Genomic DNA, 13,040 nt, shown 5'->3' with positions numbered 1-13,040 from the left:
GCGTTCATCGTGATCACTGGCCTGCCGAGGCCTTCAGCTCGTTGTAGATGGAGACGCGCTCCTCCTGCGACTCCACGACCTCGTCGAAGACGAGGCCCTTGATCTGGTCCTCGGTGAAGAACACGTACTCCGGGAACTCGAAGTCGCCGCCCTCGGTGGCCGCCTCCTCGATGCCCGTCACGCAGGTGTTGTAGCCGATGAAGATGCACTCCTTGAGGCTCACGGCGGGGTCGAGCACGTAGTTGATGAAGTCGTGCGCGGCGTCCACGTTCGCCGAGCCCTTGACGATGCTCCAGTTGTCCTGGAAGAGCGCGCCGCCCTCGGTGGGCTGCACGTACACGTAGCGGCTCTGGTCGGGGTTCTCGATGATGCCCTGGCGCGCGTCGCCGTTCCAGGCATGCGCGAGGATCCGGCCGTTCTGGGTGATCGTGCCGCTGGGGTACGACTCGAAGGCCTGGATGTGGGTCGCCATGGTGTTGACGATGAAGTCCTGGAAGCCGGCGAGGTCGGCCTCGTCGTTGGTGGCCGGGTCGATGCCCTTCCAGAAGGCATAGGCCCAGAAGATCTCGTTCGGGTCGTCGAGCAGCGAGAACGATCCGCTGGCCTCGTTCTGCGCGACGCGCCAGAAGTCGTCCCAGGTCGTCATCGGCGTGGTGACGACCGTGGTGTCGTAGGCGTAGCCGGCCGAGCCCCACGCCTTCGGGATGCTGTAGTCGTTGTTCTCGTCGAACTTCGTGCCCGTGTAGTTCGAGTCGAGGTTCTTCATGTTCGGGAGCTTGGAGTGATCGAGCTTCTCCAGGAGGTCGAGCTCGATCATCTGCGGCACGTAGCCGAGGGTCGGGACGACCAGGTCGTAGCCGCTGGTGCCCTTCGCGGTGGCGAGCTTCGCGATCATCTCCTCGTTCGAGCCGTAACTGTCGAGCGCGACCGTGGGTCCGCCGGTCTCCGAGGTGAAGTCGGTGAGCACCTCGGGGTCGTCGTAGGTGCCCCAGGTGTAGAGGTTGAGCGAGCCGGTGCCGCGACCGCCGGTGGTGCTGCCCGGTGCGCAGGCCGCGAGCGCGAGGGTCGCGCCCGCTGCGACGGAACCGCCCAGGAACAGGCGCCGGCTGAGCTCCTTGCTCATGAGCTTCGGGGCGAGGATGCGGACTTGGGGGACGTCGGGCACGGAATGCTCTCCTAGTGGTGGGGCTGCGTTGCTGTGGCTGCCGGGGCGGTTGGTGGTGAAGGTGCTGCGGATGCTGCCGGTGTTCAGGCGGTCGGGTAGATGGTGACGCTCTCCGCGCTCCAGCTCGCGGTGACGGCGTCGCCGATGCGGGTCGGCATGTCGACGGTGCGGTTGGTGCGCGCCATGACCTTGAGGCCCTCGGCGGTCAGCATGACCACCTGGAGGTAGGAGCCGAGCTGGCTGATGCTCATCAGGGTGGCGGAGATCTGGTTGGGGCCGGCCGCGTCGCCGGCGGTCACGGTGACGTTCTCGGGGCGGACCGCGACGGTGGCCGGGCCGCCCTTCACCAGTGGCTGGCCCGGTGCCTTCGCCGACACGAGGGTCGCACCGGGGACGGTGACGCTCGCGCCGACCGGGCCGGTGTTCTCGACGCTGCCGGTGAAGAAGTTCTGCTGGCCGATGAAGCCAGCGACGTTCGCCGTCGTCGGGGAGTCGTAGACCTCCGCCGGGGAGCCGATCTGCTCGATCCGTCCGCCGTTCATCACGGCGATCCTGTCGCTCATCGTCATCGCCTCCTCTTGGTCGTGGGTGACGAAGACGAAGGTCGTGCCGAGCTGCTGCTGCAGGAGCTTGAGCTCGATCTGCATCTCCTCGCGGAGCTTGCGGTCGAGTGCCGACATGGGCTCGTCGAGCAGCAGGACCGAGGGGCGGTTGACGAGGGCGCGAGCGAGGGCGATGCGCTGCTGCTGACCGCCGGAGAGCTGAGCCGGCATCCGGTCCGCGAGGTGCTTCATCCTCACCATGGCCAGGGCGTCGCCGACCCGCTGACCCATCTCGCTCTTGGGCACCTTGGCGTAGCCGAGGCCGTACGCCACGTTCTTGGCGACGGACATGTGCGGGAACAGGGCGTAGGCCTGGAAGACGGTGTTGACGGGACGCTTGTGCGGCGGCAGATCCTGCATCACGACGTCGGAGATCGAGATCGATCCCTCGTCGGGGTACTCGAACCCGCCGATCATCCGGAGGGTGGTGGTCTTGCCACAGCCGCTGGGGCCGAGCAGGGAGATGAATTCGCCTGCCCTGATGTCGAGGTCGAGGGATTGGACGGCGTAGTTCTTGCCGTAGAGCTTGGATACTCCGGACAGCGTCACGCGCCCCGGAGCGGTGGAGTGCTCCACCGTCTTGAAGTCGATCTCCGTCTCAGCGGTTGAAGTCATTTGTGCAGTGGCTCCTCGACGGCCGGTCACGGGGCGCGCAGGATGAATCGCGCAGAGGTTCGTCTCTGCCGAAAGTAGGTCACTGAGAGCCGCTGTGACAACCTGAACCGGCCGCTCGGCGATACTTTTTACACAATCGAAACGGTGAAGGTTCCTCGTCACCGCTGACGAAATCGTCCGCGAACGAGCGATCCGGCCACGAAAACCGCAGAATCCGGGGATACCGCATGACCGAATGGCTGATCAGGCCCAATCACTCCGCAGCTCTGGAGGCGCTGGCCGTCGAGCACGAGCGGGTGCCGGAGGCCCAGCGGGAGGATGGTGCGCCCACGACCGGCTCCGTGACGCTCGCCTCCGGCCAGCAGGACGGCAGCAGCGGGATCGAGATCGGCGTCTGGGAGATGAGCGTCGGCGCGATGAGCGACACCGAGGTGGAGGAGGTCTTCGTCGTGCTCTCGGGCGCCGCGACGATCCTCTTCGTCGACGAGGACCGCACGCTCGCCCTCTCCCCCGGAGACCTGGTGCGCCTGGCGGCCGGCACGCGCACCATCTGGACCGTCGCCGAACCCCTGCGGAAGCTCTACATCACCCTCTGATGCGCGCGTTGCGGCCGCATCGCACCGCACCGAGCGGCGGGCTTCAGGCGCGGTAGACGACGACCCCATCGCTGACGGTGAGCACGTTCGTGACCGTGTGCAGCTCGAGCGGCGGGACCGCGAACGGGTCCCGGTCGGTGACGGCGATATCCGCGGGCGCACCGATCTCGATCACGCCGCGTCCGTCATGGTGCGTGACTCGCGCCGATCCTGAGGTGTATGCAGCGATGGCCTGCGTGAGGGTGAGCTCCTCCCCCGAGCCGAGCGGCGCAGAGGTCGTGTCGCCCGGCTCGATCCGGGTGACGGCGACGTGGATGGCCTGCCACGGGTCCGGCGTCGACACCGGCCAGTCCGATCCCATGGCGAGCGGGACTCCCGCGGCGGCCATCGAGGCGAACGGATACTGGGCGTTGAAGCGGTCCTCGCCCACGATGGGAAGGTTGAGCTCTGTCATCTGATCGGAGCTGCAGGCCCACAGCGCCTGAAGATTCGCGGTCGCGCCGATCTCGGCCATCAGCGCGATGTCGGCCGGGTCCACCTGCTGCAGATGCGCGATGTGATGGCGGGTGTCCGCGATGTCCGCGACCTCGTTCGCCCCCTGGATGGCGTGCAGGGCCTCCGCGATCGCGCGGTCGCCGATCGCGTGGATGTGCAGCTGGAAGCCCTCGCCGGCGAGCCGACGGGTGGTCGCGTCGAGCACCGCGGGCGGGAAGTGCGAGGGACCGAGGTGCGAGGTCGGATGTCCGCAGGCGTCGAGGTAGGGCTTCTTCATGGCGGCGGTCTGACTCTCGGGAACGCCGTCCTGCATGATCTTGATCGTCGGAGTGCGGAAGGTGCCGCCCGCCGTGTTGCTGCGGGTGCCGATCCGATCGCGCCGACCCACCATGTCCGCGACCACGTCGTCGACATCGTCGAGTCCGAATCCGCGGGTGAGCCAGAGCGCGCCGGTCGCGTGCGCGGTGAGCCGGCCCGATTCGATCGCCTCGATGTAGGCGTCGGAGGTGTCCCGCATGCCGGCGTAGGCGCCGACGATCGCGTCCTGCCAGCCCGTCACTCCGAAGCTGCGGAGGTACCGCTGCGTCTCCTCGAGCGCTGCGACGTAGGCCGCGTCGTCGGGGACGGGCAGCAGGTGCTCGAGCAGATCCATCGCGCCCTCCTGGAGGGTGCCCCACGGGTTGCCCTCCTCGTCGCGGTCGATGTGGCCGTCCGCCGGGTTCGGGGTGTCCTTCGTGATGCCCGCCGCCGCGAGCGCCGCGGGCGACACCCACGCGCCGTGATGGTCGGCGTTGACGAGGTAGATCTTGCGGCCGGGCACCGCCTCCTCGAGCAGCTCGGCGCGCGGATTGCCGCCCTCGAAGAACGGCATGTGCCAGCCGCCGCCGATGATCCACTCGTCATCGGGATGCTCGGCCGCGTAGGCGGCGACCATCTCGAGCGTCGAGGCCGCATCGGTGCTGTCCGTCAGGTCGCAGGTGAGCCGCTCGTGCCCGCCCTGAACGGCATGCACGTGGGAGTCGATGAATCCGGGGGTGATCAGCCCGCCGGCCACGTCCACCCGCTCCGCATCCGGTGAGACCGCCGCCTGCGCCTCGTCATCCGATCCGATGGCGACGATGACGCCGTCGGAGAGGGCGACGGCCGTCGCGGTGGGATGCAGCTCCGTGCCCGTGAAGACGCGGCCGGACAGGAGGACGAGGTCGGTAGGCATGGCGACACGCTATCCGAGTGATCGGAGCGGGAGCACCCGAACACGGAGCAGATCGTCGGTCCGCAGGCGATCGGACCGTCGGAATCGATAGCCTCGACCCCATGACCTGGATGATGCCCTGGGAGGGCGACCCCCACGACCGACTGTGGCTCGCCTGGCCGGTCGGCGGCTACGCCCTCGGCGACTCCGACGAGACGGCGCTCGCCGCCCAGCGCACCTGGGCCGCTGTGGCCAACGCGGCCGCCGAGTTCGAGCCCGTCACGGTTGTCGTCGACCCCGCGGATCTCGACGCGGCGCGCGCGCACCTCTCGGGTTCGATCGAGCTGCGCGAGGCGCCGCTCGACGACGCATGGATGCGCGACGTGGGTCCCACCTACGTGATCGATCGCGACGCCGAGGGCGGTCCGAAGCTGGGCGGCGTCGACTGGATCTTCAACGGCTGGGGCGCGCCCGACTGGGCGGTGTGGGGCAAGGACCACGAGATCGCCCGGAGCGTGCTCGGCTGGTCGGGCGGCGAGCGGATCGCGAGCTCGATCGTGAACGAGGGCGGCGGCATCCATGTCGATGGTCGTGGCACGGTGCTGCTGACCGAGACGGTCCAGCGCGGCCAGGGGCGCAATGCGCACCTCAGCCGTGTGGAGATCGAAGCCGAGATGCTGCGCACCATCGGGGCGACCACCGCGATCTGGCTCGATCGCGGCCTCACCCGCGACTACGAGAGGTTCGGCACTCGGGGCCACGTCGACATCGTCGCGGCGTTCGCCGCTCCCGGCCGGGTGCTCGTGCACGACCAGACGGATCCGTCGCACCCCGATCACGAGGTCACCGCAGAGGTGGTCGCCCGCCTGGCCGAATCCCGAGACGCCGCCGGCAACGCGCTCGACGTCGTCCGTCTCCCTGCTCCGTCGAAGCTGCGCGCGAAGGATGTGGAGGGCGTCGACGACTGGGTCGACTACAGCTACGTCAACCACGTGCTCGTCAACGGCGGCGTGATCGCCTGCGGCTTCGACGACCCGATGGACGAGGTCGCCGCGGGGATCCTCGCCGAGCAGTACCCGGGTCGCACGGTGGTCACCGTCGACGCCCGCGAGCTGTACGCACGCGGCGGCGGGATCCACTGCATCACTCAGCAGCAGCCGAGCCTGCCAGCGCGCTGAGTCGCAGAGCTGTGGACCGAGGTGACGCAGATGGCTGGCTCGACGAGATCGAGCTGACCATCTCCGTCACGTGGACCGGGCTTCGACGCGGGCGCTGAGCGCCCGGCTCAGCCACCGGACAGGCTTCCCCACCGGGCTTCGACACGGGCGCTGCGCGCCCGGCTCAGCAACCGGGGCCCGGGGCCGATCGATGCCTGAGGAGCGCGCGTCTAGGCGAGGGTGATCAGGTCGATGTAGTCCTTGGTCCAGAGGTCCTCTGTGCCCTCGGGCATGATGAGCACCCGCTCCGGGTTGAGGGCCTCGACCGCGCCCTCGTCGTGGCTGACCAGGATCACGGCGCCGGTGTAGGCGGCGAGTGCCCCGAGGATCTCCTCGCGGCTGGCCGGGTCGAGGTTGTTCGTCGGCTCGTCGAGCATCAGCACATTGGCCGACGAGACCACCAGCATGGCCAGCGCGAGGCGGGTCTTCTCCCCACCGGAGAGGACGCCGGCGGGCTTCGCACCGTCGTCACCGGTGAACAGGAACGAGCCGAGCACGCGGCGGGCTTCGGTCTCGTTGATGTTGGGCGACGCGCTCAGCATGTTCTGCACCACGCTGCGCTTGACGTCGAGCGTCTCGTGCTCCTGGGCGTAGTAGCCGATTCGCAGGCCGTGACCTGCCTCGATCACCCCGGTGTCGGCCTGATCAACGCCCGCGAGGATGCGCAGCAGCGTCGTCTTGCCTGCTCCGTTCAGGCCGAGCACGACGACCTTGGAGCCGCGATCGATCGCGAGGTCGACGGAGGTGAAGATCTCGAGCGAGCCGTAGGACTTGCTGAGGTTGTTGGCCATGATCGGCGTCTTGCCGACGGGTGCCGGATCGGGGAAGCGCAGCTTGGCGACCCGATCCTGCACCTGGACGTCCTCGAGGCCCTCGAGCAGCTTCTCGGCGCGGCGGACCATCTGATGTGCGGCGGCGGCCTTCGAGGCCTTCGCGCCGAACTTGGCCGCCTGCAGCTGCAGCACGCCCGCCTTCTTCTCGGCGTTGGCGCGCTCCTTCTTGCGACGCTCCGCATCCGCCTCGCGCTGGCGCAGGTAGTGCTTCCAGCCCATGTTGTAGACGTCGATGACCGATCGGTTGGCGTCGAGGTAGAAGACCCGGTTCACCGTGTCGCCGACCAGCTCGACATCGTGGCTGATCACGATCACGCCACCGGAGTAGCCCTTGAGGAACTCGCGCAGCCACACCACGGAGTCGGCGTCGAGGTGGTTGGTCGGCTCGTCGAGGATCATCGTCTCGGCGCCCGAGAACAGGATGCGGGCGAGCTCGATCCGACGACGCTGACCACCGGACAGGGTCTTGAGCGGCTGATCGAGGATGCGGTCGGGCAGGCTGAGGTTGCTCGCGATGGAGGCGGCCTCCGCCTCTGCCGCGTAGCCGCCGAGGGCGAGGAAGCGGTCGTTGAGGTCGCCGTACTGCTTCATCGCCTTCGCGGCGACCTTCTCGTCCGTGCTCGCCATGCCGACGGTCGCTTCGGTCATGCCGAGCACCAGGGATCCGAGGCCGCGTGCGTTGAGGATCCGGGTGCGGGCCAGCTCCTCCGGGTCGCCGGAGCGGGGATCCTGCGGCAGGTAGCCGATCTCGCCGTGGCGCTCGATCTTGCCGCCGGTGGGCAGGGTCTCCCCCGCGAGGGTCTTCGTGAGGGTGGTCTTGCCCGCGCCGTTGCGTCCCACCAGCCCCACCTTGTCGCCCGGTGAGACACGGAAGTTGACGCCCTCCATGAGGACGCGCGCTCCGATCCGGATCTCGAGGTCGTGCACGGCGAGCACAGGCGTAGTCCATTTCTTCGTGCGGAGGCCGACGCTCTGCGCGCCCCTCCGGGGTGCGACGAACAGTGTCGCTGAGAGCCTGGCCGGAATCGGCGGGCCCTCTAGTATAAATTCACGGCGGCCGACCGGCCGTCGCACCGTTCCGATCTTCCTCGGGCGCTGTCCGCACGCGGGTCAGAGGCCGTGGACGAGGCGTTGAACTCGCACTCCCGAGGAGCCCGATGACCCGCACTCCCGCAACTCCCGCCGGATCGGTCGCCATCCGCCGCACGGTGCTCGCCGATCGGGTGATCCCCCGGACCCTCGCGACGGACGCCGTGCTCGTGCTGCTCGGTGCGGCGCTGACCGCGGTGCTCGCACAGGTCGCCATCCCGCTCTGGCCCGTTCCGATCACCGGACAGACGCTCGCCGTGCTGCTCGTCGGCGGATCCCTCGGCGCCGCGCGGGGAGCGATCTCCATGGGCGTCTACGCTCTCGTCGGAGCGCTCGGACTTCCCGTCTTCAGCGACGCGAGCCACGGCGTCGGAGTCCTGTTCGGAGCGACGGGCGGATACATCGTCGGCTTCGTCCTCGCCGCCGCGCTCACCGGCTATCTCGCCGAGCGCCGCTGGGCGAAGTCGTTCGCCGGCGGGCTCGTGAGCTACTTCGCCGGATCGGCGGCCGTATTCGCGGTCGGTCTGCCCTGGCTCGGCTTCACCCTAGGCCTGACGATCGAGCAGACCCTCGTCGCTGGCCTCTACCCGTTCATCATCGGCGGCGTGATCAAGGCCGTTGTCGCCGCCGGAGTCATCCGTGCGGGCTGGTTCGCGGCGGATCGCGGGCGTCGGAGCTGAGTCGGTTCGCTGAGAAGCCGAAAAGTGCCGTTATGAGCGAGTCATAACGGCACTTTTCGGCTTTTCAGCGTGGTGCTCTGCGCAACCGGCTTCGATAAGCCCGCGCTGGCGCGCGTGCATACTCAGCCAACGGGCTTCTTCTCGATGTAGCGCGGAGCGCTACATCGAGAAGCCAATCGCGCGCATCATCTCGCGGCCGTCGTCGGTGATCTTCTCGGGGCTCCACGGCGGCATCCAGACCCAGTTGATCCGGAAGCGATCGGCGTGCCCGTCGAGCGCCTCGGCGGTCTCCTCCTCGATGACGTCCGTCAGCGGGCAGCCCGCCGAGGTCAGCGTCATCGAGATGACGAGTGCGTCGTTCTCCTCGTCCCAGTTGAGGTCGTAGATCAATCCGAGATCGACGACGTTCACGCCGAGCTCGGGGTCGACGACGTCCTTCAGCGCCTCGGAGATCTCGTCCCAGCGCTCGGGAGTGAGCGAGACGACCATCAGACGGCCGCCGTCTCGCCGGTGAGGAAGCGGTCGTAGCCCTCTTCCTCGAGGCGCTCGGCCAGCTCGGCTCCACCCTCTTCGGCGACCCGGCCGGCGACGAAGACATGCACGAAGTCGGGGCTGATGTAGCGCAGGATCCGCGTGTAGTGGGTGATCAGCAGAATGCCCAGGCCGGTCGCCTGGTGGGCGCGGTTGACGCCTTCGGAGACGATCTTCAGCGCGTCGACGTCGAGGCCGGAGTCGGTCTCGTCGAGAACGGCGAACTTCGGCTTGAGCAGCTCGAGCTGCAGGATCTCGTTGCGCTTCTTCTCGCCGCCGGAGAAGCCCTCGTTGACGTTGCGCTCCGCGAAGGTGGAGTCCATCCGCAGCTTGCCCATCGACTCGCGCACGTCCTTGACCCAGGTGCGGATCGAGGGCGCCTCGCCGTCGATGGCGGTCTTGGCGGTGCGGAGGAAGTTGGTGTTGGTGACCCCGGGGATCTCGACGGGGTACTGCATGGCGAGGAACAGGCCGGCACGGGCCCGCTCGTCGACCGACATCGCGAGCACGTCCTCGCCGTCGAGGGTGATCGAGCCGCCGTCGACGGTGTACTTGGGGTGGCCGGCGATCGCGTAGGCGAGTGTGGACTTGCCCGATCCGTTCGGGCCCATGATCGCGTGGATCTCGCCCTCCTTGATCGTCAGGTCGACGCCGCGGAGGATCTGCTTCTGACCCTGATCGGTGGCGACGCTGACCTGCAGGTCGGCGATGGTGAGTGTTGACATCCGGTTTACCTCGTGTTGTGGGATCTCGCGCAGGGAAGCGGGAGGAGTGGGTGGGAGGTCGACGTCAGGCGTCGACGCTGCGGGGGGTGGGATCGATGTAGACGTCGCCGTCGACGATGGTCACGTCGAAGACGGGCACCGGCTCGTAGGCGGGGAGGCTGAGCGGCTTCCCGCTGGTCAGCTCGAACTTCGAGCCGTGCGCCCAGCATTCGAGGGTGTCGTCCTCGACGAAGCCTTCGGACAGCGAGATGTCGCCGTGGGTGCAGGTGTCGCCGATGGCATGGATGACTCCCGCGCTGTCCTTCACGACGGCGATCGGGATGCCCTCGACGACGACGCGGGTGGCCGACTCGAGGGTGATGTCGTCGGCGGGGCCGATCTTGACCGCGGCCATCAGCGCTGCGCTCCGTCCACCTGACGGCCGAGGGTGCTGCCCGCGATGCCGACCGACGCCGCGAGCTCGGCCTCGATGGCCGAGTTCAGGCGCTCTTCGAGCGGCGCGAAGCCGATCTTCTGCACGATCTCGGCGAGGAAGCCGCGCACGACCAGGCGCCGCGCCTCGGACTCGGAGATGCCGCGCGAGCGCAGGTAGAAGAGCTGCTCGTCGTCGAAGCGGCCGGTGGCCGACGCGTGACCCGCGCCCAGGATGTCGCCGGTCTCGATCTCGAGGTTCGGGATGGAGTCGGCGCGCGTTCCGTCGGTCAGCACGAGGTTGCGGTTCTGCTCGTAGCTGTCCGTCGCCGAGGCGTTCGCGCCGATGAGCACGTCGCCGATCCAGACCGTGCGCGCGCCCTCGCCCTGCAGCGCGCCCTTGTAGTTCACTCGCCCCTTGGTGTTGGCGGCCTCGTGGAACAGGAAGACCTGCTGCTCGAGGTGCTGGCCCGCGTCGGAGAAGTAGACGCCGAGCAGCTCGCCATCCGCGCCGGGCTCGGCGAGGGTGATGGCGGGGTTGACGCGGACGACCGATCCGCCCAAGGAGACCACGACGTGCTTGAAGCGGGCGTCGCGGCCCACACGTCCGAAGTGGGTCGCCACGTAGCGGGCGTCGTCGTCGAAGTCCTGCACGGTGACCACGGTCAGCCGAGCGGAGTCGCCGATCACGATCTCGACGTTCTCGACGAGCGATGCGGCGCCCGAGTTGTCGAGCACGATGACGGCGTTGCTGAAGGGCTTGGCCTCGATGATCGTGTGCGCGGCGCGCGGCGCCGCACCGAAGGCGCTGCGTCCGAGGACCAGCTCCTGCTCGTCCTCGCCGCTGACCGTGATGACCAGAGCCTTGTCGAAGCTCCCCCACGCGTTGGCGGCAGCCTTGTCCTCGGGGGTGCCGACGACGCCGACGCGGGCGTCGCTGCGGTCGACCCACGAGACGTCGATGCCGGTGGTCGTCGGCGCGTCGAGCTCATAGGGCGCGCCCGAGAGCTCGCCGTCGATCAGGTCGCCGATGCGACCGACCGGGGTGAGCTTCCAGTTGACCTCGTGCCCGGTGACCGCGGGGAACTCCGCCGCCGCGTAGGAGCGGAAGCGTGCGTCGCGGGTCTGGACAGGGATAAAGCCCTTCTCGCGTGCATCCCAGCCACCGTCGCTGTGCGCCTTCGATCCGCCCGGCAGTCCGCCGGTGGTCGGTGCGCCCGAAGCGGTCGCCGCGTGCTGGTCGGGGGTCAGCGCAGTCGCCGCCTCCACCTGATCGCCGTGTGCCAGTTGTGCCGTGTCAGCCAACGCTGCCTTCCATGCCCATCTCGATGAGCTTGTTCAGCTCGAGGGCGTATTCCATGGGGAGTTCCCGCGCGATCGGCTCGATGAAGCCGCGGACGATCATCGCCATGGCCTCGTCTTCGGGCAGACCACGCGACATCAGGTAGAACAGCTGCTCCTCGCTGACCTTCGAGACGGTCGCCTCGTGGCCGAGCTGGACGTCGTCCACGCGGATGTCGATCGCCGGGTAGGTGTCGGAGCGGGAGATGGTGTCGACCAGCAGCGCATCGCAGCGCACGGTGTTCGCCGAGTGATGCGCGTTCGCGTCGACGCGGACCTCGCCGCGGTAGCCGGCTCGGCCGCCACCGCGCGCGATCGACTTGGAGACGATCGAGCTCTGCGTGTAGGGAGCCATGTGGATCATCTTGGCGCCGGCGTCCTGGTGCTGACCGGGGCCCGCGAAGGCGACGGACAGGGTCTCGCCCTTGGCGTGCTCGCCGACCAGGTAGATGGAGGGGTACTTCATCGTCACCTTGGAGCCGATGTTGCCGTCGATCCACTCCATGGTCGCGCCCTCGTGGGCGATGGCCCGCTTGGTGACCAGGTTGTAGACGTTGTTCGACCAGTTCTGGATGGTCGTGTAGCGGACGCGGGCGTTCTTCTTGACGATGATCTCGACCACCGCGGAGTGCAGCGAGTCGGACTTGTAGATCGGCGCCGTGCAGCCCTCGATGTAGTGCACGTACGAGCCCTCGTCGGCGATGATCAGCGTGCGCTCGAACTGGCCCATGTTCTCGGTGTTGATCCGGAAGTAGGCCTGCAGCGGGATCTCGACGTGCACACCGGGCGGCACGTAGACGAAGGAGCCGCCGGACCAGACGGCGGTGTTGAGCGCGGCGAACTTGTTGTCGCCGGCCGGGATCACGGTGCCGAAGTACTCGTCGAAGAACTCGGGGTGCTCCCGGAGGGCAGTGTCGGTGTCCATGAAGATGACGCCCTGCTGCTCCAGATCCTCGCGGATCTGGTGGTAGACGACCTCGGACTCGTACTGTGCCGCGACGCCGCCGACCAGGCGCTGACGCTCGGCCTCGGGGATGCCGAGCCGCTCGTAGGTCTTGCGGATGTCCTCGGGGAGGTCTTCCCAGGTCTGCGCCTGCTTCTCGGTGGAGCGGACGAAGTACTTGATGTTGTCGAAGTCGATGCCCGAGAGGTCGGCGCCCCAGGTGGGCATGGGCTTGCGCTCAAAGAGGGCGAGGCCCTTGAGCCGGTTCTTGAGCATCCACTCGGGTTCGCTCTTCAGCGTGGAGATCCCGCGGACGACCTCGGGCGACACACCGCGTCGGGCCGTCGCTCCTGCGGCGTCGGAGTCGGACCAGCCGAACTCGTACTGGCCCAGGCTCGCGAGTTCGGGACGGTCGATCAGAACATCTGACATGCCTACCTCTTTCCTCACCAAGGCCAACCCGTATGGCTGTCCTGGCATTCCATGTCCTGACAGCACGGACGATCGTGCGGCTCGCGCGCGGCACCTCGTTCGAGGCGCAGCCTCCGAATGGTGCCTCCGCTGCTGTTCGGCTGCGGTGGAACCGGATCCGATGGCGGGAGAGC

12 protein-coding genes are annotated in these 13,040 nt (G+C 68.1%); 3 read left to right on the top strand and 9 right to left on the bottom strand.

The window, feature by feature from the left end:
- Positions 1-13: 13 nt before the first annotated feature.
- Together E6C64_RS01795 and E6C64_RS01790 are read right to left on the bottom strand one after the other, a co-directional pair.
- Positions 14-1,165: a polyamine ABC transporter substrate-binding protein gene (locus E6C64_RS01795; RefSeq protein WP_136425900.1), complete on the bottom strand. Its 1,152-nt coding sequence runs from the start codon at positions 1,163-1,165 to the stop codon at positions 14-16.
- Positions 1,166-1,248: 83 nt separating this feature from the next.
- Complete coding sequence (locus E6C64_RS01790) at positions 1,249-2,382, bottom strand: ABC transporter ATP-binding protein (RefSeq protein ID WP_136425899.1); 1,134 nt, start codon at positions 2,380-2,382, stop codon at positions 1,249-1,251.
- A gap of 227 nt (positions 2,383-2,609) precedes the next feature.
- Here E6C64_RS01790 and E6C64_RS01785 point away from each other — a divergent pair, with 227 nt between their 5' ends.
- Positions 2,610-2,978 (top strand): cupin domain-containing protein, encoded by a 369-nt coding sequence (locus E6C64_RS01785; RefSeq protein WP_136425898.1) that lies wholly within the window; start codon positions 2,610-2,612, stop codon positions 2,976-2,978.
- 43 nt (positions 2,979-3,021) lie between these two features.
- On the opposite strand, the gene E6C64_RS01780 is transcribed toward E6C64_RS01785, so the two are convergent.
- A complete protein-coding gene (locus tag E6C64_RS01780; RefSeq protein ID WP_136425897.1) occupies positions 3,022-4,686 on the bottom strand; it encodes an amidohydrolase in 1,665 nt (554 codons plus the stop codon).
- Between the two features lie 101 nt (positions 4,687-4,787).
- Between E6C64_RS01780 and E6C64_RS01775 the strand changes: the two genes are divergently transcribed.
- Complete coding sequence (locus E6C64_RS01775) at positions 4,788-5,843, top strand: agmatine deiminase family protein (protein ID WP_136425896.1); 1,056 nt, start codon at positions 4,788-4,790, stop codon at positions 5,841-5,843.
- Positions 5,844-6,052: 209 nt separating this feature from the next.
- Here the strand turns inward: E6C64_RS01775 and E6C64_RS01770 are convergent, their stop codons facing one another.
- The gene (locus tag E6C64_RS01770; protein ID WP_136425895.1) at positions 6,053-7,651 is read right to left on the bottom strand and encodes an ABC-F family ATP-binding cassette domain-containing protein; all 1,599 of its coding nucleotides are present in this window, start codon (positions 7,649-7,651) and stop codon (positions 6,053-6,055) included.
- 221 nt (positions 7,652-7,872) lie between these two features.
- Here E6C64_RS01770 and E6C64_RS01765 point away from each other — a divergent pair, with 221 nt between their 5' ends.
- Complete coding sequence (locus E6C64_RS01765; RefSeq protein WP_136425894.1) at positions 7,873-8,484, top strand: biotin transporter BioY; 612 nt, start codon at positions 7,873-7,875, stop codon at positions 8,482-8,484.
- Positions 8,485-8,643: 159 nt separating this feature from the next.
- On the opposite strand, the gene E6C64_RS01760 is transcribed toward E6C64_RS01765, so the two are convergent.
- The 5 genes from E6C64_RS01760 to sufB all read right to left on the bottom strand — a co-directional run bounded on the left by E6C64_RS01760 (position 8,644) and on the right by sufB (position 12,867).
- Positions 8,644-8,973: a metal-sulfur cluster assembly factor gene (locus tag E6C64_RS01760; RefSeq protein WP_136425893.1), complete on the bottom strand. Its 330-nt coding sequence runs from the start codon at positions 8,971-8,973 to the stop codon at positions 8,644-8,646.
- Positions 8,973-9,740, bottom strand: coding sequence for a Fe-S cluster assembly ATPase SufC (gene sufC, locus E6C64_RS01755; protein ID WP_136425892.1), 768 nt, complete (start codon positions 9,738-9,740; stop codon positions 8,973-8,975). Before sufC ends, E6C64_RS01760 begins: the two co-directional genes overlap by 1 nt.
- A gap of 64 nt (positions 9,741-9,804) precedes the next feature.
- On the bottom strand, positions 9,805-10,134 hold the full coding sequence (locus tag E6C64_RS01750) for a non-heme iron oxygenase ferredoxin subunit (RefSeq protein ID WP_136425891.1): 330 nt from the start codon (positions 10,132-10,134) through the stop codon (positions 9,805-9,807).
- Entirely contained in the window at positions 10,134-11,348 is a 1,215-nt protein-coding gene (locus E6C64_RS01745; RefSeq protein ID WP_136426368.1) for a SufB/SufD family protein, read from the bottom strand. Before E6C64_RS01745 ends, E6C64_RS01750 begins: the two co-directional genes overlap by 1 nt.
- Before the next feature lie 100 nt (positions 11,349-11,448).
- Entirely contained in the window at positions 11,449-12,867 is a 1,419-nt protein-coding gene (gene sufB / locus E6C64_RS01740) for a Fe-S cluster assembly protein SufB (protein ID WP_136425890.1), read from the bottom strand.
- Positions 12,868-13,040 lie beyond the last annotated feature (173 nt).

This window comes from Naasia lichenicola, from assembly GCF_004801885.1.
Taxonomy (GTDB): Bacteria; Actinomycetota; Actinomycetes; order Actinomycetales; family Microbacteriaceae; genus Naasia; species Naasia lichenicola.
Note: the sequence above shows the minus strand (reverse complement) of the source record. Positions and strands in the feature narration are given on the sequence as shown.